Origin of the sequence: Polaromonas sp. CG_9.5, from assembly GCF_035984465.1 — a bacterium.
GTDB lineage: Bacteria > Pseudomonadota > Gammaproteobacteria > Burkholderiales > Burkholderiaceae_C > Polaromonas.
Genome location: NZ_JAXCHR010000008.1, coordinates 148,576 through 167,500 on the forward strand (window position 1 = coordinate 148,576; position 18,925 = coordinate 167,500).

Sequence of the window (18,925 nt, forward strand, 5' to 3'; positions counted from 1 at the left end):
CTGGAAAATACCATGAGAGTCATTGAAATCACTTCTTTTGGCCCCCCCGAGGTGCTGCAAGCCGGCACGCGTCCAGACCCTGTGCCGACTGCCGGCGAAGTACTGATCCGCGTGCGCGCCAGCGGTATCAACCGCCCTGACGTGCTGCAGCGCACGGGAAACTATCCCGTGCCGCCCGGCGCGTCCGACATTCCCGGGCTGGAAGTGGCCGGCGAGATCGTAGGTGGCGATGCAGCGGCCATGTTGGCAGCCCATCTGACAATTGGCGACCGGGTTTGTGCGCTGGTGGCGGGTGGCGGCTATGCCGAGTTGTGCGTGGCACCTGTGGGCCAATGCCTGCCGGTGCCAGCCGGGCTGAGCGATATCGAGGCGGCTTCGCTGCCCGAGACATTCTTCACCGTGTGGAGCAATGTTTTCGAGCGCGCGCGTCTTCAAAAAGGTGAAATCCTGCTGGTGCAGGGCGGCTCCAGCGGCATCGGCGTGACCGCGATCCAGATTGCCAAAGCGATGGGCGCGACGGTGCTGGTGACAGCGGGCACTGACGAAAAGTGTGCGGCCTGCGTGGCACTCGGTGCCGACCATGCGATCAACTATAAAACCAGTGATTTCGTCGAGCAGGTCAAGACGCTGACCAAAGGGCAGGGCGTCAATGTCATCCTCGACATGGTCGGCGGCAGTTATGTCGCGCGCGAAGTCGAGTGTCTGGCAGAAGGCGGCCGGCTTGTCATCATTGCCGTGCAGGGCGGCTTGAAGGCTGAATTCAACGCGGGTCTGGTGCTGCGCAGGCGGCTAACTATTACGGGTTCAACCCTGCGTCCCCGTTCGCTTGAATTTAAGACGGCCGTTGCCACGGCGCTGAAGGAAAAGGTCTGGCCGCTGATCGCCAGCGGGGCGATCAAGTCTGTGATCCACGCTACCTTTCTTGCGGACGATGCTTGCAGGGCACATGCGCTGATGGAGTCGAATGAACACATCGGAAAAATTGTTTTAACCTGGTAATTTTCCAGCAACCCAAAGAACAATATGAAAAAGCTGATTGCAGGAAACTGGAAAATGAACGGCAGCCTCGCTGCCAACGAAGCGCTGCTGACAGCGCTTGCTGCCGGGCTGGGCAAAATCCCGTCATGCGAAATTGCTGTTTGTGTACCTGCTTGTTATTTGCCCCAGGTTCAAGCTTTGAAATTGACTCATTCCGCACTGGGTGCTGTCGAAGTGGGTGCACAGGATATTTCTGCGCATGCTTCAGGCGCGTATACCGGCGAGGTCAGTGCAGACATGCTCAAGGACTTGGGTTGCCGTTATGTGATCGTCGGTCATTCCGAGCGGCGACAGTACCACGCTGAAACTGATGCGCTGGTGGCTGACAAGGCCAAATCTGCGTTGGCAGCGGGCATCACGCCCATCGTTTGTGTCGGTGAAACGCTGGATGAGCGTGAAGCTGGGCGCACCGAAGAAGTGGTGAAGCGGCAACTGGCGGCTGTAATCCATGCCAATGGTCATTGCATCAGTGAGGTGGTGGTGGCGTATGAGCCGGTATGGGCTATCGGCACCGGCAAGACAGCGTCGCCAGAAGAGGCGCAAGCCGTGCATGCTGTGCTCAGAGCGCAACTCAAGGCGGCAACCGATCAGTCGGCTCGTATCAAAATTCTCTATGGTGGCAGCATGAATGCGGCTAACGCGGCGACTTTGCTCGCTCAACCCGATATTGATGGCGGGCTGATTGGCGGAGCTGCGCTGAAACCCCAGGATTTTTTAAAAATTATTGCTGCTGTCCCGGTCTGACGGGCATAGTGCGCTACTAAATTAGGAGTAATGATGAATATTTTATTGACTGCTGTTCTGGCTGTACAAATGCTTTCGGCGCTGGGCATGATTGGCCTGATTCTGGTGCAGCACGGCAAAGGTGCTGACATGGGGGCCGCGTTTGGCAGCGGCGGTTCGGGTAGCCTGTTTGGTGCCAGCGGAAGCGCCAATTTTCTTTCGCGTACCACAGGCATTCTGGCGGCGCTATTTTTTGCCTGTACGTTGATGTTGGCCTATTTTGGCAACGCTCAGCCGCGCACAAGTTCCAGCGTACTGGAAGGGGTCGCCGCTACTGCACCTGTAGTTCCTGCTTCGGGAGCAGCACAAATTCCTGGCACCGTCGCCCCAGCTTCGACCAGCGTTCCAGTTCCGGTTCCTGCCGCCTTGCCAGCCTCCGGTGCAGCCCAAATCCCTACGAAATAAGGTGTTAAAGATGGCGCTTTAAGCCAAAAGCGCAAGAATTTCAGGGTAAACTCTATGACTGTCTGGAAGGCGAAAAACTGCAAATTTTTCTCAAGCGTTCCAGGCAAAAAAATATCGCGGACGTGGTGAAATTGGTAGACACGCTATCTTGAGGGGGTAGTGGCGAAAGCTGTGCGAGTTCGAGTCTCGCCGTCCGCACCAAAATGATAAGCATCGGCAGTAGCGCTATAGCGCCACTATCGGCTCAAACGGTAAACTTGTGCAAGTCTTGCAGAACATCTGCAAAGCTCATCGCACAAGCGGCTTTTCAGAAGTTGAATCCACGATGAACCTTGATCAATACCTTCCTGTCCTCCTGTTTATTCTTGTGGGTACAGGTGTCGGTATATTGCCGATGGTGCTAGGCCGTCTTTTGGGTCCGGTGCGGCCTGACAGCGAAAAAAATTCCCCTTATGAGTGCGGCTTTGAAGCTTTTGAAGACGCACGCATGAAGTTTGATGTGCGCTACTACTTGGTCGCCATCCTTTTTATTCTTTTTGATCTGGAAATCGCTTTTCTCTTTCCTTGGGCGGTGTCGCTCAAGGAAATTGGTCCATTGGGTTTTTGGTCGGTCATGGTTTTTCTAGGCATTCTGGTTGTAGGCTTTGTCTATGAGTGGAAAAAAGGTGCGCTGGACTGGGAATAAGAAAAAGCCTTAAAAGGTTTTTGACATAAAGGTACGGGTATGTCACTCGAAGGTGTTTTTAAAGAAGGCTTCATGACCACGAGTTACGACTCGGTGGTCAATTGGGCCAAGACGGGTTCGCTTTGGCCCATGACCTTTGGTCTGGCATGCTGCGCTGTTGAAATGATGCATGCAGGTGCCGCGCGTTACGACATTGACCGTTTTGGCATGCTGTTTCGTCCCAGCCCGCGTCAGTCGGATTTGATGATTGTGGCCGGCACGTTGTGCAACAAAATGGGGCCCGCTTTGCGCAAGGTCTACGATCAAATGGCTGAGCCGCGCTGGGTAATTTCCATGGGTTCATGCGCTAACGGTGGCGGTTATTACCACTACAGTTACTCCGTGGTTCGTGGCTGTGATCGTATCGTCCCGGTGGATGTCTATGTTCCAGGTTGCCCTCCTACGGCTGAAGCGCTGCTTTACGGAATCATCCAGCTGCAGCAAAAAATTCGTCGTACCAACACCATTGCGAGGGCTTGATAGTGCTGTCTTCTCCGCCTGTTTCTGTATCGCAGCTTGGTGAAACTATCGCCTCGGTTTTGGGTGTAAAGGCCAAAAGTGTAAAAATTTCACTGGGTGAAGTTACGGTAGTTGTGATGGCAGGCGACTACTTGTCTGCAGCTGTTTTGCTTCGTGATGCTGAAGGCTGTAAATTTGAGCAGTTAATGGATCTTTGCGGGCTGGACTACTCCGAATACAAAGAGGGTGAGTACGATGGACTGCGCTACTGTGTAGCGGTGCATCTGCTTTCGGTTAGCCTGAATCAACGCGTAAGGCTCAAGGTATTTTGTCCGGATGATGATTTTCCGGTTGTTGATTCGGTTAATGGCATATGGAATTCGGCCAATTGGTTTGAGCGGGAAGCGTTTGATCTCTACGGCATTGTCTTTCAAGGACATAACGATTTGCGTCGCATCCTGACTGACTATGGTTTTATCGGACATCCATTTCGCAAGGATTTTCCGACGACAGGTCATGTGGAAATGCGTTATGACGCCGAGCAAAAACGTGTGATTTATCAGCCTGTCACCATTGAGCCGCGCGAAATCACGCCCCGAGTGATTCGCGAGGATAACTACGGCGGCCTTTAATAAACGGTCCCCGCAAGAGATAAGACATGGCTGAAATTAAAAACTATACGCTCAATTTTGGACCCCAGCATCCGGCAGCGCATGGCGTTTTACGCCTTGTGCTTGAACTTGACGGAGAAGTCATACAGCGCGCCGACCCGCATATTGGATTGCTGCACCGCGCGACCGAGAAGTTGGCCGAAAGCAAAACCTATATTCAGTCCCTGCCGTACATGGACAGGTTGGACTATGTGTCGATGATGTGCAATGAGCACGCATATTGTCTCGCCATCGAGAAATTGATGGGTGTTGAGGTTCCGATTCGCGCGCAGTACATCCGGGTGATGTTCTCAGAGATCACTCGTTTGCTCAACCACTTGATGTGGCTGGGTGCGCACGGGATCGATTGCGGCGCGATGAACATGTTAATTTATTGCTTTCGCGAACGCGAAGTGCTTTTCGACATGTACGAGGCAGTGTCTGGCGCCCGTATGCATGCAGCGTATTTCCGCCCGGGCGGTGTCTACCGTGACATTCCCGAAAGCATGTCGCAGTACAAGGTCAACAAGATTCGCAATGCCAAGGCGATTGATGCCCTGAATGAAAACCGCCAGGGTTCCTTGCTTGACTTCATCGATGACTTCGTAGCTAAGTTCCCCAAGCTGGTCGATGAATACGAAACCTTGCTGACAGATAACCGTATCTGGAAACAGCGTACTGTTGGTGTTGGCGTGGTGTCGCCCGAGCGCGCACTGAATTTGGGCTTTACCGGCCCAATGCTCAGAGGTTCTGGTTTTGCTTGGGATTTGCGTAAACAGCAACCCTACGAAGTCTATGCCCAGATGGATTTCGACATTCCGGTAGGTAAAACCGGCGACTGCTATGACCGCTACTTGGTGCGTATCGCAGAAATGCGCCAGTCCAACCGCATCATCAAGCAGTGCGTCGACTGGTTGCGCGTCAACCCTGGCCCGGTGATCACCAGTAACCACAAGGTGGCACCTCCCAACCGCGAATCCATGAAGTCAAACATGGAAGAACTGATTCACCATTTCAAGTTGTTCACTGAAGGTTTCCATGTGCCTGAAGGCGAGGCATATGCCGCCATCGAGCACCCCAAGGGAGAGTTCGGTATTTACATTGTCAGCGACGGTGCAAACAAACCGTACCGTCTGAAGATCCGCCCGCCCGGCTTTTCCCATCTTGCGGCCATGGATGAAATGGCGCGTGGCCACATGATTGCCGATGCGGTTGCCGTAATTGGCACGATGGATATCGTTTTCGGTGAAATTGATCGCTAACCGCATGACTTCTCCCATGATTTCTGAACAAACCAAAGCGCTTTTTGACCGTGAAATCGTCAAATACCCGTCTGACCAGAAGCAGTCGGCCGTAATGGCTTGCCTGCAGATCTTGCAGGTAGAGCACGGCTTTATCAGTGCTGAAAGTGAAAAGTTGGTGGCCCAGTATTTGAGCATGGCGCCCATTGCAGTCCATGAAGTCACGACTTTCTACAACATGTACAACCAACGCCCCGTGGGCAAGTACAAGTTTAATGTCTGCACGAATTTGCCTTGCCAGTTGCGCGATGGCGCTAAGGCGCTACACCATCTGGAACAAAAACTCGGCATCGTCATGGGTGAAACCACGGCAGACGGTTTGTTTACATTGCAGCAGTCCGAATGCCTGGGCGCTTGTGCCGATTCCCCGGTGATGCTGGTAAACGATATTCATATGTGCAGCTTCATGAGCAACGAAAAACTAGACCAGCTTGTTGATGGTCTCAAATCAGCGGAGGCTTGAGTCTATGACGCTCCCATCACATTCGGGCGACAACGCAGCTACCCAGTCAGTGCTGTCGCAATTTGCCGCCACTGGCGTGCAGACCTGCTTTCATGGCCGTCACATCAACCCCCAAATTCTTGCCAATCTTGACGGCAACAACTGGCAACTAAGCGACTATGAAGCGCGCGGCGGCTACCAGGCGTTGCGCAAGATTTTGGGCCAGGACGGCGGCGTAGGCTTGACGCCTGACCAAGTGATTGCCGAGGTCAAGGCGGGTGGCTTGCGAGGACGGGGTGGTGCAGGATTTCCGACTGGTCTAAAGTGGAGCTTCATGCCTCGCCAGTTTCCCGGTCAAAAATACCTGGTTTGCAATTCGGATGAAGGCGAGCCAGGCACCTGCAAAGACCGCGACATCATGCAGTACAACCCGCACAGCGTGATCGAAGGCATGGCAATAGCCGCTTATGCCATGGGCATCAGTGTCGGCTATAACTATATCCACGGTGAGATTTTTGCCACTTACCAGCGGTTTGAAGCGGCGCTGGATGAAGCGCGTGCCGCAGGCCTGTTGGGCGATGGCATTCTGGGCAGCAGCTTTAATTTTCAACTCCATGCCTCGCACGGTTTCGGTGCCTATATTTGTGGTGAAGAAACCGCCCTGCTGGAGTCGCTGGAAGGCAAGAAGGGCCAGCCGCGCTTCAAGCCGCCGTTTCCTGCCAGCTTTGGCTTGTATGGCAAGCCCACCACCATCAACAATACCGAAACCTTCGCTGCCGTGCCGTGGATCATCCGAAATGGAGGCGCTGCCTACCTGGAGTGCGGCAAGCCAAACAATGGTGGCACCAAGATTTATTCCGTGTCTGGCGATGTCGAATTGCCGGGAAACTACGAAGTACCGATGGGCACGCCATTTGCCAAGTTGCTCGAACTGGCTGGGGGTGTTCGCAAGGGCCGCACACTCAAGGCTGTGATTCCAGGTGGGTCGTCGTCACCCGTGTTGCCAGCCGCCATCATGATGGAATGCACGATGGACTACGACTCGATTGCCAAGGCAGGCTCTATGCTGGGTTCTGGTGCGGTGATCGTGATGGACGATACCCGCTGCATGGTGGAGTCCCTTAAACGCCTGTCCTACTTTTACATGCACGAGTCCTGCGGTCAATGTACGCCATGCCGTGAAGGCACGGGCTGGTTGTGGCGCATGGTCGATCGCATCCATAACGGACTGGGCCGCCAGAGTGATCTTGACATCCTCAATTCGGTGGCAGACAACATTCAGGGTCGCACTATTTGCGCCCTAGGCGATGCTGCAGCCATGCCGGTGCGCGCCATGATCAAGCATTACCGTCATGAGTTTGAAGCCATGATCCAGAAAAATACGTCGCAAATGGCTGTGCCAACAGGTGCAGTTCAGGCGGCAGGTCGTACTGCAGCGCAAGCCTGAACTGCGGGAAAGAAAAAATATGGTTGAAATAGAAATCGACGGCCAGAAAATGGAAGTGCTCGAAGGCAGCACGGTGATGCATGCTGCTGAAAAAGCCGGCACCTATATTCCGCATTTTTGCTATCACAAGAAGCTGAGCATTGCGGCTAATTGCCGTATGTGCCTGGTCGACGTTGAAAAAGCTCCCAAGCCGATGCCAGCTTGTGCTACGCCTGTCACGCAGGGCATGGTCGTGCATACCAAGAACGACAAAGCGATCAAGGCCCAAAAAGGCGTGATGGAATTTCTGCTGATCAATCATCCTCTTGATTGCCCTGTCTGCGATCAGGGTGGTGAATGTCAACTGCAGGATCTTGCCGTGGGTTATGGTGCCGGTGAGTCACGTTACGCGGAAGAAAAACGCATCGTCTTTCACAAGGATGTCGGCCCCTTGATCTCCATGCAAGAGATGAGCCGCTGCATTCACTGCACCCGCTGCATACGCTTTGGACAAGAAATGGCCGGCGTGATGGAGCTCGGCATGTCACATCGTGGCGAACATGCCGAGATCGAAACCTTTGTGGGCATGTCGGTGGACTCCGAACTCTCGGGCAACATGATCGACTTGTGCCCGGTCGGTGCGCTGACGAGCAAGCCGTTCCGTTACAGCGCCCGCACGTGGGAATTGTCACGCCGCAAGTCGGTCAGTCCGCACGATTCGACGGGTACCAACCTGATTGTTCAGGTAAAAAACAACAAGGTCATGCGTGTATTGCCGCTTGAAAACGAAGCGATTAATGAATGCTGGATCGCAGACCGCGACCGCTTTTCTTATGAGGCTCTTAATACCGATGATCGCTTGCTGAGTCCCATGCTCAAGCAGGGTGGCGAATGGAAAACGGTCGATTGGCAAACCGCACTTGAATATGTCGCGAATGGCCTGAAACAGATCAAGAGCGAGTACGGTGCTGAAAGCATAGGCACGCTGGCCAGCCCGCACAGCACACTTGAAGAGTTGCATTTGGCTGCATCGTTGATGCGTGGCCTGGGCAGCGAGAACATCGACTACCGCTTGCGTAATGCCGATTTTTCGTCTTCCTCATCAGTTCGTTGGCTTGGTACTTCGATCGCTTCACTGTCTCAGTTGCAATCTGTGCTGGTGGTCGGTTCCAACCTGCGCAAGGATCATCCGCTGTTTGCATTGCGAATTCGGCAGTCTGTCCGCAATGGGTGTGCGTTGAGTGCTATTAATTCAGCAGCGGAGTTGGCGTCTGCAGATGCCTGGGCTATGCCGCTTGCGAACACGATGTTGGCATCGCCTGAGGACTGGGTGCAAGCGCTGGCTGATGTTGCTGCTGCGATTGCAGCAGAAAAAGCTATTTCCGCGCCTGTATCCGGTCAAGCCAGCGATACGGCTGAAGAAATTGCCCTTTCTTTATTACGCGGTGAACGCAAGACTATATTGCTGGGCAATGCCGCAGCGCACCATGCCAATGCTTCCAGCCTGCTGATGCTGGCTAACTGGATTGGCGAACAAACGGGGGCTACAGTAGGTTATCTGACCGAAGCTGCCAACACGGTGGGCGCGCAGTTAGTCAATGCCATGCCGGGTGGTTCGGGCCTGAATGCGGGCCAGATGCTGGATGGCAAGCTCAAAGCAGTCATCTTGCTGAATAACGAACCCGAGTTTGATTCAGCCGCTGGTACCAAAGCCAAAGCTTCGCTAAATTCAGCACAAATGGTTGTTACGCTGAATGCTTTCAAGGCCAATATGAGCTTTAGCGATGTACTGCTGCCGATTGCGCCTTTCACCGAAACGCCAGGTACTTTTGTCAATGCCGAAGGTCGCGTACAGAGTTTTCATGCCGTCGTAAAGCCCTTGGCTGAGACGCGCCCTGCTTGGAAGGTCTTGCGCGTTCTGGCTAATTTGCTTGGTTTGCCTGGTTTCGACTTTGAATCGGCACAGGATGTACTGAAAAAAATCTCTGATGCCAATGAACCCCAGGTGTCTGCAAACCGCTTGAGTAATGCAAGCCAGGGTGAGATTGTCTTGTCCGGTGTCGCCGGCACGGTTCCAGCAGTCGCCAGCATTTATCAACTTGACGGTCTGGTGAGGCGTTCGACTTCGCTGCAACTGACGAACGATGCGCGCCAATCTGCAGCGTTGCAAGGGGCCGGCGAATGATTGATGCAATCTACGCAACAGGCCAAGGTCTGATGGGAGGCATTTGGCCCACTACTGTTTGGCCCATACTCTGGGTGCTGATCAAGATCGTGGCGCTGCTGGCGCCTCTGATGGGATGTGTGGCCTATCTCACTTTATGGGAAAGAAAAGCCATCGGATTCACGCAGGTTCGCTTGGGGCCCAACCGTATCGGACCGTTTGGCCTGTTGCAGCCAATTGCAGATGCCCTAAAGTTGCTGACCAAAGAAATCATCATTCCGACGGCGGCAAACAAGGGTCTGTTTATCCTCGGTCCCATCATGACGATCATGCCGGCGCTCGCGGCTTGGGCGGTAATTCCTTTTGGACCTGACGTGGCGCTGGCCAATGTCAATGCTGGTTTGCTTTTCATTATGGCTATTACGTCGCTTGAGGTGTATGGCGTCATCATTGCCGGCTGGGGTTCGAACTCCAAATATGCCTTTTTGGGCGCGATGCGCGCTTCTGCACAAATGGTGAGTTATGAAATCGCCATGGGTTTTTGCCTGGTAGTCGTGTTGATGGTGTCGGGAAGCCTGAACATGACCGATATTGTCATGAGCCAGGGTTCCGGTATGGCTGCCAGCAGAGGACTGACTTTCCTGTCATGGAACTGGTTGCCTTTGTTGCCGATTTTTGTGGTGTATTTCATTTCCAGTTTGGCTGAAACCAATCGTCATCCATTTGACGTGGTTGAAGGCGAGTCCGAGATCGTGGCTGGCCATATGGTTGAGTATTCAGGCATGTCGTTTGCCATGTTCTTCCTGGCTGAATACGCCAACATGATATTGGTATCGGTTCTTTGCGTGCTGCTCTTCCTTGGTGGCTGGTTGTCGCCGATTGACCATGTAGTGTTCAACTGGGTGCCAGGCTGGATTTGGCTGGGTCTGAAGACCTTCGTGATTGTCACCATATTTCTCTGGGTTCGATCTACCTTTCCACGCTTTCGCTACGACCAGATCATGCGTTTGGGTTGGAAGATATTCATACCCGTGACCTTGATCTGGCTGGTCGTCGTTGGAGCCTGGATGCAGACCTCTTACAACATCTGGAAATGAATTTATGGGCTCCCATGCTCAAATTTTTTTACTCTCCCTTGCAGGGAAGAACTTTGAATTGAGTCGGCCTAATGCTGCGGCTATCAGTCCGCAAATTTACATTTGCCAGCTCGTCAGGAAATCATCATGAGTGCAGTTGCCTCCGTCAAGGATTTTGTTTCAAGCTTTATGCTGACCGAACTGCTCAAGGGCATGGCCCTGACCGGCAAGTACATGTTCAGCCGCAAGATTACGATTCAGTTTCCCGAGGAAAAAACGCCATTGAGTCCGCGTTTTAGGGGTTTGCATGCGCTGCGCCGGTATGAAAATGGCGAGGAGCGCTGTATTGCCTGCAAGTTATGCGAGGCGGTATGCCCGGCAATGGCCATTACCATTGAGTCTGATGTGCGTGAAGACGGCAGCCGTCGCACTTCGCGTTATGACATTGATCTGACCAAATGCATTTTTTGCGGCTTCTGTGAAGAGAGTTGCCCAGTCGATTCGATTGTTGAGACCCATGTTCTTGAATACCACGGCGAAAAGCGCGGCGACTTGTATTTCACCAAGGAAATGCTGCTGGCTGTAGGCGACCGCTATGAAGCTGAAATTGCTGCAAACAGGGCAGTCGATGCCAAATACCGCTGATTAACCACGCTTTATAGCTCGCTCAAGAAAGAATTCACCCCAACATGGACGCTAAAACAGGTCTTTTTTATGTGTTTGCTGCGGTGCTGCTATTTGCAGCTTTCCGTGTCATTACAGCCCGCAATCCGGTGCATGCAGCTCTTTTTCTAGTGCTTGCATTCTTTCAGGCGGCGGCCGTGTGGATTTTGCTCAAGGCAGAGTTTTTGGCAATTACGCTGGTGCTGGTTTATGTTGGTGCCGTGATGGTGCTTTTTCTTTTTGTGGTCATGATGCTGGATATCAATCTGGACAGTGTTCGCAAAGGTTTCTGGAAACATTTTCCGCTGGCCGGCGCTGTGGGCGCTGTTATCGCGCTGGAAATGTCTTATGTTCTGATGGGGGGGTTTCGTGAGCCTCCGCAAGGCGCTTCCGCGCCAGTAGCGGGGCAACTTGGCGCTCAGGTTTCCAATACCAAAGAGTTGGGAAAGGTGCTGTATTCCCAATATATATACCCGCTTGAAATCGCGGCAGTGATCTTGCTGGTGGCCATCATCGCCGCCATCGCTCTGACATTGCGTGAGCGCAAGGATTCCAAACGGACCAATCCCGCAGACCAGGTGCGCGTCAAGGCGAAGGATCGGGTCAGGCTGGTCAAGATGCCATCAGTGGTAGCTGTTCCCGCTACTGCAGCAATCAGCACTCCCGTATCAGTTGAGGAAAAAAAATCATGATGCTTACATTGGGACATTTTCTCTCGCTGGGGGCTATGCTTTTTGCACTTTCCGTCATCGGAATTTTTTTGAATCGTAAGAACCTGATTGTTTTGCTCATGGCAATCGAGTTGATGCTGCTTGCGGTCAACATGAATTTTGTGGCTTTTTCATATTATTTAAACGATATGGCTGGTCAGGTTTTTGTGTTTTTTATTCTGACTGTCGCTGCGGCTGAATCGGCTATCGGGCTGGCTATTTTGGTGCTGCTGTTCCGTAACAAGTCCAGTATCAACGTCGACGAACTCAACACGCTTCAGGGTTAATAACAAGATGAGCCAAACCCTTTCTGCATCAACGTTGCTTGCCGTTCCGCTGGCACCTTTGGCTGGCGCGCTGCTGGCCGGTATTCTGGGTACCACGTTCGGTGGTAACTGGATAGGCCGTCGCCTGGCGCACACGATCACCATATTGGGTGTATTTGTGGCCTTCATTCTCTCGGCCATGACACTTCAAAGCGTTGCTATTGATGGTGCCCGCTTTAATGAAACGCTCTACACCTGGATGACGGTGGGCAACCTGAAAATGGAAGTCGGTTTTCTGGTCGATGGCTTGACCGCAATGATGATGTGCGTGGTGACTTTTGTCTCACTCATGGTGCATATCTACACGATTGGCTATATGGAAGAGGATGCGGGCTACAACCGCTTCTTTGCCTATATCTCGCTATTCACTTTTTCCATGTTGATGTTGGTGATGAGCAACAACATGCTGCAGTTGTTCTTTGGTTGGGAAGCTGTGGGATTGGTGTCCTATTTGCTGATTGGTTTCTGGTTCAACAAGCCCAGCGCAGTTTTCGCCAACATGAAGGCTTTTTTAGTTAACCGGGTTGGCGACTTTGGTTTTATTCTTGGAATCGCATTGATTGCCGCCTATGCCGGCACACTCAATTACGGTGAAGCCTTTGCCAAGGCTGACGAACTCTCCAAACTGACGATGCCCGGCACTGGCTGGATGCTGATTACTGTCATCTGCATTTGCCTTTTTATCGGCGCTATGGGCAAGTCGGCCCAGTTTCCATTGCACGTATGGCTGCCAGACTCAATGGAAGGTCCGACTCCAATTTCGGCGCTGATTCACGCCGCAACCATGGTGACCGCTGGAATTTTCATGGTGGCACGTATGTCACCGCTGTTTGAGTTAAGCGACACGGCGCTGAGTTTCATCATGGTGATTGGTGCCATTACCGCGTTGTTTATGGGCTTTTTGGGCATTATCCAGAACGACATCAAACGCGTGATTGCTTATTCCACCCTGTCGCAGCTGGGTTACATGACTGTGGCGCTGGGTGCTTCGACTTACTCAGTCGCAGTGTTCCACCTGATGACGCATGCATTCTTCAAGGCGCTGCTGTTTCTGGCTGCAGGCTCGGTCATCATCGGCATGCATCACAACCAGGATATCCGCTGGATGGGCGGTGTGCGCAAGTACATGCCGATCACCTGGATTACTTTCCTGCTGGGGTCGCTCGCCTTGATTGGTACGCCGTTGTTTTCGGGTTTTTACTCCAAGGACAGCATCATCGAAGCTGTGGGTGAAAGCCATCTATGGGGCAGCGGATTTGCGTATTTCTCCGTGCTGGCTGGCGTTTTTGTGACGGCCTTTTATTCCTTCCGTTTGTATTTTCTGGTGTTTCATGGCAAAGAGCGCTATGACCAAAATCCCGATGCTCATCATGATGCGCATGACGCTCATGGTCACCACGACGAGCATCATGAACCGCACGAATCCCAATGGGTTGTCACGCTGCCGCTGATTTTGCTGGCGATTCCATCCGTGCTGATTGGCTTCATGACGATTGAGCCTATGCTGTTCGGCGATTTTTTCAAGGATTCGATTTTTGTCAATCTTGAGCGGCATCCCGCCATGGAAGAATTGGCCAAGTTGTTTCATGGACCCGTGCAGATGGCTATTCATGGCTTGACTGCGCCTCCTTTCTGGCTTGCCCTGTCGGGCGTCGTGCTGGCTTACTACATGTACATGGTCAATCCTGCGTTGCCAACTGCGATCAAGCGCAATCTGAATCCTGTCTACAAACTGCTTGAAAACAAGTATTACCTCGATTGGTTTAATGAAAATGTGCTGGCTCGCGGCATGCGTGCAACGGGAACGCTTTTCTGGAAAGTGGGCGACCAAAAGCTGATCGATGGTGTGTTGGTTAATGGTTCCTGGAAACTGGTGGGCTGGATTTCGGGCATGGTCCGACGCTTGCAATCGGGTTATATCTACCACTATGCTTTTGGCATGATTATTGGTGTCTTTGTGTTGATGACGTACTTCGTCTGGCTCAATCAATAAAACAATCTACAAGAAGAAAGAAGCGAAAAAATGGGATTGTTGAGCCTAGCCATCTGGATGCCAATTGTTTTTGGTGTTGGTTTATTGGCATTGGGTCGGGACGGTCAGGCACGCACAGTGCGCTGGATCGCACTGATTGGTGCAGTTGCCAGTTTTCTGATTACCCTGCCTTTGTACGACGGCTTTCAGCTGGGCACCTCGGCCATGCAGTTTGTCGAGAAGGGCAGTTGGGTACAGCGCTTTAATATGAACTACCACATCGGCGTAGATGGCATCTCGCTGTGGTTCGTGTTGTTGACGGCGTTTATCAATGTGATTGTCATCATTGCCAGCTGGGAATCCATCACAACACGTGTAAACCAGTACATGGCTTCGTTTCTCATTCTGAGCGGCCTGATGATTGGCGTGTTTACTGCACTGGACGGTATGCTGTTCTACGTGTTCTTTGAGGCCACCTTGATCCCGATGTACCTGATCATCGGTATCTGGGGCGGGCCCAACAAGATTTACGCCGCCTTCAAGTTTTTCTTGTATACGCTGCTCGGCTCATTGCTGATGCTGGTCGCACTGATCTTTTTGTACAACAAGTCGGGCGGCAGTTTTGACATCCTGACATGGCATCAATTGCCTTTGAATGGCACTGTCCAGACGCTGCTTTTTTTCTCTTTCTTTGCAGCCTTTGCTGTCAAGGTGCCGATGTGGCCCGTCCACACCTGGTTGCCTGACGTTCACGTTGAAGCGCCTACAGGCGGTTCCGCCGTGCTGGCAGCCATCATGCTCAAGCTGGGTGCCTATGGATTTTTGCGTTTTTCCATGCCAATTGCACCGGACGCCTCCCGTGAATGGGCCTGGCTGATGATTACGCTGTCTCTGGTTGCGGTTATCTATGTGGGCCTGGTTGCGCTGGTCCAGCGGGACATGAAGAAACTGGTGGCCTATTCATCGGTGGCGCACATGGGTTTCGTGACGCTAGGATTTTTCCTCTTTAATGACCTCAGTGTGTCTGGCGGCATTGTGCAAATGATTGCGCATGGTTTTGTCTCGGCGGCCATGTTCCTTTGCATTGGCGTGCTCTATGACCGCGTGCATTCACGCGAGATTGCCAGTTATGGTGGCGTGGTCAACACCATGCCCAAGTTTGCGGCGTTTGCACTGTTGTTCGCCATGGCCAACTGCGGCTTGCCTGCAACCGCTGGTTTTGTGGGCGAATGGATGGTAATCCTGGGTGCGGTCAAGGCCAACTTCTGGATTGGCGCCGCAGCAGCAAGTGCCTTGATTTCCGGCGCAGCTTACACCCTCTGGATGTACAAGCGGGTTTACTTGGGGCCTGTGACCAATGAAAACGTGAAAACGATGTTGGACATCAACAGCCGTGAATTCCTGATGCTTGCCTTGCTGGCTATTGCCGTGCTTTACATGGGCATTTATCCGAAGCCGTTTACCGATGTGATGAATACATCGGTGCTTGATCTGCTCAAGCATGTCGCGCTCTCGAAACTGAACTAAGCAACCCAAAGAATTCAGATGATTGACAAACTCAGTTGGATCGCGGTCTACCCCGAACTTATTCTCTTGGTCATGGCGTGCGTGATTGCGTTGGCTGATCTTTATGTCAAGACGCCGCGCCGTACAGTGACCTATGTGTTGACCCTGTTGACGTTGGCTGCAGTGGCAGTCATGGAAGCTTCTTATGCCATGGGCGGGCAGGTCTTCTACGGGTTTGGCAATATGGTGGTTGTCGATCCCATGGGAAGTTGGCTCAAGTGTTTTTCCAGCATTGCCCTGATGATGACGATTGTCTATGGCCGGCCTTATGCTGCTGACCGTGACATGTTGCGCGGCGGCGAGTTCTTCACACTCAGCCTGTTTGCCTTGCTCGGCATGTTTGTGATGATTTCCGGCCACAACTTCCTTGTGCTCTACATGGGACTGGAATTGATGACGCTGTGCAGTTACGCACTGGTCGCCTTGCGGCGTGACGATGCGCGGGCTACTGAAGCCGCCATGAAATATTTTGTGCTGGGCGCACTGGCTTCCGGTTTCCTGCTGTATGGCTTGTCCATGCTCTATGGCGCTACTGGTTCGCTCAATATCAATGAAGTGTTCAACGCTATTGCCAGCCGGCAAGTCAAGCATCAGGTGCTGGTGTTTGGACTGGTCTTCATCGTGGCCGGTCTTGCGTTCAAATTGGGCGCAGTACCTTTTCACATGTGGCTGCCCGACGTTTACCACGGAGCCCCCACAGCCGTGACCTTGATTATTGGCGGTGCCCCGCAACTCGCTGCGTTTGCCATGACCATTCGTTTGCTGGTTGAGGGCTTGTTGCCGCTGGCAATTGACTGGCAGCAAATGCTGGCATTGATGGCGATTGGTTCGTTGCTTATTGGTAACCTGGCAGCTGTCGCCCAGACCAACCTGAAACGCATGCTGGCGTTCTCGACTATTTCTCAAATGGGCTTTTTGCTGCTGGGCTTGTTGGCCGGTGTGGTCAATGGGAATCAGCTCAATACCGAATCAGCCTATAGCGCGGCTATGTTTTATGCGCTGACTTATGTGCTGACCACGCTGGCTGCATTTGGCATTATTTTGCTGCTGGCCCGCGCAGGGCATGAGTTTGAAGAAATCACCGACCTTTCCGGCCTCAACCAGCGGAGCCCACTGTACGCAGGTGTAATGGCGATGAGCATGTTTTCTCTGGCCGGCTTGCCGCCGCTGGTTGGCTTTTATGCCAAGCTGGGCGTTTTGCAGGCGCTTATTTCCTCAGGACAAACAAGCTATCTGGTGCTGGCCGTTTTTGCGGTGATGATGTCGCTGATTGGTGCGTTTTACTACTTGCGCGTTATCAAGGTGATGTATTTTGATGCGCCCCACAGCCACAATGCACAACCGATTTCTGCGCCGGCTGATGCGCGGATTGTGCTGGCCATCAATGGTGCATTGTTGTTGGTGCTGGGTATTGCACCCGGCAGCTTGATGACACTGTGCGCACAGTCCATCAGAAGCATCGTCAACTCCCTGGGAGTCTGAGCTTGAGCCAGACTTCATCCGTTTGGCTTGTCGTCTTGTTGGCCTTGTTGATGGCCAACATGCCGTTTGTCACCAATCGTCTCTTTGCCCTTTACACGCTCAAGTCGCCTAAGAACCTCGCGGTGCGCCTCGCGGAAATGGTGGTCTGGTATCTGCTTGTGGGTAGCTTGGGCAGGTACCTTGAGCAGCGTAACGGGCAGATTTCACCGCAGGGATGGGAGTTTTATGCCATTACCGGCACGCTATTCTTGACGTTTGCATTTCCGGGTTTCATTTACCGGTATCTTTTTAAGCATCGTTCATGACGCGAGCGCCAGTCCTTGACAAAACCGGTGGTACCAAAGACGCACATCTGGTGGAAACGCTGATCAGCTCAGAGCAAATCCTCAAGGGTAATTTCCTTGAGGTTTTGCGCGACACCGTCAGTCTGCCTGACGGTCGACACACCAGCCGCGAATACGTGATTCATCCCGGTGCCGTCATGATCGTGGCACTACTTGACGATGGCCGGGTAGTACTGGAGCGGCAATACCGGTATCCGATGCATGCCGTCATGATTGAGTTTCCCGCTGGAAAACTGGATACCGGCGAAGCCTCGCTGGCTTGCGCGCAACGCGAACTGCTGGAAGAAACCGGCTACACCGCACGCGAATGGGCCAGGGCCGGCGTTCTGCATCCGGTCATTTCCTACTCCACCGAATTCATTGATGTCTGGTTTGCGCGCGGTTTGACGCTGGGCGAACGCAAGCTCGATGCCGGCGAATTTCTGGATGTCTTTACTGCTACGCCAGCCGAACTGCTGGGCTGGTGCGGCAGCGGCCAAGTGACAGACGCCAAGACACTGACTGGCATGCTGTGGCTGCAAAATGTACTGGCGGGTACTTGGGCCTTGGACTGGCAGCTTGCAGTGCTGTGATGGCCGAGTCATGCTGCGCCCATGAAAGTCCTTAATCTCCGATGTTCGCATCAGCATTCGTTTGAAGGCTGGTTTGGATCCGAGGACGATTTCCAGGATCAACTCAAGCGTGGCTTGATTGAATGCCCAATGTGTGCCGACAGCAACATTCAAAAAATGCCCAGCGCACCACGGCTCAATTTCGGTGGCCATCATGACCGTGGCACCAACACATTAAACGAAGCGCAAAACACGCCCTCAACCGCAGTAGCGCCCTTGACCAACACGGACGCCCGCAGCCATTCGCCTGAAATTGACCAACAAGGCAACGCCATGAACCCCGTCGCGCAGGCCGCTTTCCTGAACGCCTTGCGTCACGTGGTGGCCCATACCGAAGATGTCGGACAGCGTTTTGCCGAAGAGGCGCGCCGCATGCACTACGGGGAAGTCGAAGGCCGCAGTATTCGGGGTCAGGCCAGCGCGCGTGAAACGGTCGAATTGCTGGAGGAGGGCATTGAGGTGTTGCCGCTGCCCCTGTTGCCGATGCTCAAGGAAACCCTGCAATAAAGATGCGCCGGCATGCCCTGGCATGTCTCCTGCGCACCTTGCGCAATCGGCTGCTGGCGCTTTTTACAGCGCCAGCATTCATCGCATTGACAACTACAGATCAGGGATACAAACCGCGCAATTCACGCGTGTGAAGAATTCGCTGGCACGCGACGATAAAGGTGGCGGTACGCAGGCTGACCGTAAGCGTCCGCCCAGTACCCGTATTGAAATTCAAGACTCAGTCTGGTGGAGCCACTGGTTGATTTCGGCCACGTCGAATGCGGCAGGGTCAAA

General features: G+C 53.1%; 21 protein-coding genes and 1 tRNA gene. All 22 read left to right on the top strand.

Features of this window, described 5'->3' with window-relative positions:
* The first annotated feature begins 12 nt into the window (after positions 1-12).
* Complete coding sequence (locus tag RCH06_RS08670) at positions 13-999, top strand: NAD(P)H-quinone oxidoreductase (RefSeq protein ID WP_327081048.1); 987 nt, start codon at positions 13-15, stop codon at positions 997-999.
* A gap of 24 nt (positions 1,000-1,023) precedes the next feature.
* A complete protein-coding gene (tpiA, locus tag RCH06_RS08675) occupies positions 1,024-1,782 on the top strand; it encodes a triose-phosphate isomerase (protein ID WP_327081049.1) in 759 nt (252 codons plus the stop codon).
* A gap of 33 nt (positions 1,783-1,815) precedes the next feature.
* Positions 1,816-2,226, top strand: coding sequence for a preprotein translocase subunit SecG (gene secG / locus RCH06_RS08680; protein WP_327081050.1), 411 nt, complete (start codon positions 1,816-1,818; stop codon positions 2,224-2,226).
* Between the two features lie 116 nt (positions 2,227-2,342).
* Positions 2,343-2,427 (top strand) — tRNA-Leu (locus RCH06_RS08685).
* A 124-nt stretch (positions 2,428-2,551) separates the two neighbouring features.
* Positions 2,552-2,911, top strand: a complete 360-nt coding sequence (locus RCH06_RS08690) for an NADH-quinone oxidoreductase subunit A (protein ID WP_327081051.1) — start codon at positions 2,552-2,554, stop codon at positions 2,909-2,911.
* Positions 2,912-2,950: 39 nt separating this feature from the next.
* Positions 2,951-3,430, top strand: a complete 480-nt coding sequence (locus RCH06_RS08695; protein ID WP_131418809.1) for a NuoB/complex I 20 kDa subunit family protein — start codon at positions 2,951-2,953, stop codon at positions 3,428-3,430.
* Complete coding sequence (locus tag RCH06_RS08700; protein WP_442799627.1) at positions 3,430-4,041, top strand: NADH-quinone oxidoreductase subunit C; 612 nt, start codon at positions 3,430-3,432, stop codon at positions 4,039-4,041. The genes RCH06_RS08695 and RCH06_RS08700 overlap by 1 nt, the downstream gene beginning before the upstream one ends.
* A 26-nt stretch (positions 4,042-4,067) precedes the next feature.
* The gene (locus RCH06_RS08705) at positions 4,068-5,321 is read left to right on the top strand and encodes an NADH-quinone oxidoreductase subunit D (protein ID WP_327081052.1); all 1,254 of its coding nucleotides are present in this window, start codon (positions 4,068-4,070) and stop codon (positions 5,319-5,321) included.
* A 16-nt stretch (positions 5,322-5,337) separates the two neighbouring features.
* On the top strand, positions 5,338-5,823 hold the full coding sequence (gene nuoE / locus RCH06_RS08710; protein ID WP_327081076.1) for an NADH-quinone oxidoreductase subunit NuoE: 486 nt from the start codon (positions 5,338-5,340) through the stop codon (positions 5,821-5,823).
* Positions 5,824-5,827: 4 nt separating this feature from the next.
* Positions 5,828-7,249, top strand: a complete 1,422-nt coding sequence (gene nuoF, locus RCH06_RS08715) for an NADH-quinone oxidoreductase subunit NuoF (protein WP_327081053.1) — start codon at positions 5,828-5,830, stop codon at positions 7,247-7,249.
* Positions 7,250-7,268: 19 nt separating this feature from the next.
* Positions 7,269-9,413, top strand: coding sequence for an NADH-quinone oxidoreductase subunit NuoG (gene nuoG, locus RCH06_RS08720; RefSeq protein WP_327081054.1), 2,145 nt, complete (start codon positions 7,269-7,271; stop codon positions 9,411-9,413).
* Positions 9,410-10,489, top strand: a complete 1,080-nt coding sequence (gene nuoH, locus RCH06_RS08725; RefSeq protein WP_327081055.1) for an NADH-quinone oxidoreductase subunit NuoH — start codon at positions 9,410-9,412, stop codon at positions 10,487-10,489. The genes nuoG and nuoH overlap by 4 nt, the downstream gene beginning before the upstream one ends.
* Before the next feature lie 126 nt (positions 10,490-10,615).
* On the top strand, positions 10,616-11,113 hold the full coding sequence (nuoI, locus tag RCH06_RS08730; protein WP_327081056.1) for an NADH-quinone oxidoreductase subunit NuoI: 498 nt from the start codon (positions 10,616-10,618) through the stop codon (positions 11,111-11,113).
* A gap of 44 nt (positions 11,114-11,157) precedes the next feature.
* Positions 11,158-11,823, top strand: a complete 666-nt coding sequence (locus tag RCH06_RS08735; RefSeq protein ID WP_327081057.1) for an NADH-quinone oxidoreductase subunit J — start codon at positions 11,158-11,160, stop codon at positions 11,821-11,823.
* Positions 11,820-12,128, top strand: a complete 309-nt coding sequence (gene nuoK, locus RCH06_RS08740) for an NADH-quinone oxidoreductase subunit NuoK (RefSeq protein WP_131418801.1) — start codon at positions 11,820-11,822, stop codon at positions 12,126-12,128. The genes RCH06_RS08735 and nuoK overlap by 4 nt, the downstream gene beginning before the upstream one ends.
* A gap of 7 nt (positions 12,129-12,135) precedes the next feature.
* Positions 12,136-14,160 carry an NADH-quinone oxidoreductase subunit L gene (gene nuoL / locus RCH06_RS08745; protein WP_327081058.1) on the top strand — a complete coding sequence of 675 codons (2,025 nt, stop codon included), beginning with the start codon at positions 12,136-12,138 and terminating at the stop codon, positions 14,158-14,160.
* A 30-nt stretch (positions 14,161-14,190) separates the two neighbouring features.
* Positions 14,191-15,666 carry an NADH-quinone oxidoreductase subunit M gene (locus tag RCH06_RS08750; RefSeq protein WP_327081059.1) on the top strand — a complete coding sequence of 492 codons (1,476 nt, stop codon included), beginning with the start codon at positions 14,191-14,193 and terminating at the stop codon, positions 15,664-15,666.
* Positions 15,667-15,684: 18 nt separating this feature from the next.
* Positions 15,685-17,187, top strand: coding sequence for an NADH-quinone oxidoreductase subunit NuoN (nuoN, locus tag RCH06_RS08755; protein ID WP_327081060.1), 1,503 nt, complete (start codon positions 15,685-15,687; stop codon positions 17,185-17,187).
* 2 nt (positions 17,188-17,189) lie between these two features.
* Complete coding sequence (locus RCH06_RS08760; RefSeq protein WP_327081061.1) at positions 17,190-17,492, top strand: DUF2818 family protein; 303 nt, start codon at positions 17,190-17,192, stop codon at positions 17,490-17,492.
* Complete coding sequence (locus RCH06_RS08765; RefSeq protein WP_327081062.1) at positions 17,489-18,103, top strand: NUDIX hydrolase; 615 nt, start codon at positions 17,489-17,491, stop codon at positions 18,101-18,103. The genes RCH06_RS08760 and RCH06_RS08765 overlap by 4 nt, the downstream gene beginning before the upstream one ends.
* Before the next feature lie 21 nt (positions 18,104-18,124).
* Complete coding sequence (locus RCH06_RS08770) at positions 18,125-18,649, top strand: DUF1178 family protein (protein WP_327081063.1); 525 nt, start codon at positions 18,125-18,127, stop codon at positions 18,647-18,649.
* A gap of 22 nt (positions 18,650-18,671) precedes the next feature.
* Positions 18,672-18,925: hypothetical protein (locus RCH06_RS08775; protein ID WP_327081077.1), on the top strand; the 254-nt coding region annotated here is incomplete at its 3' end.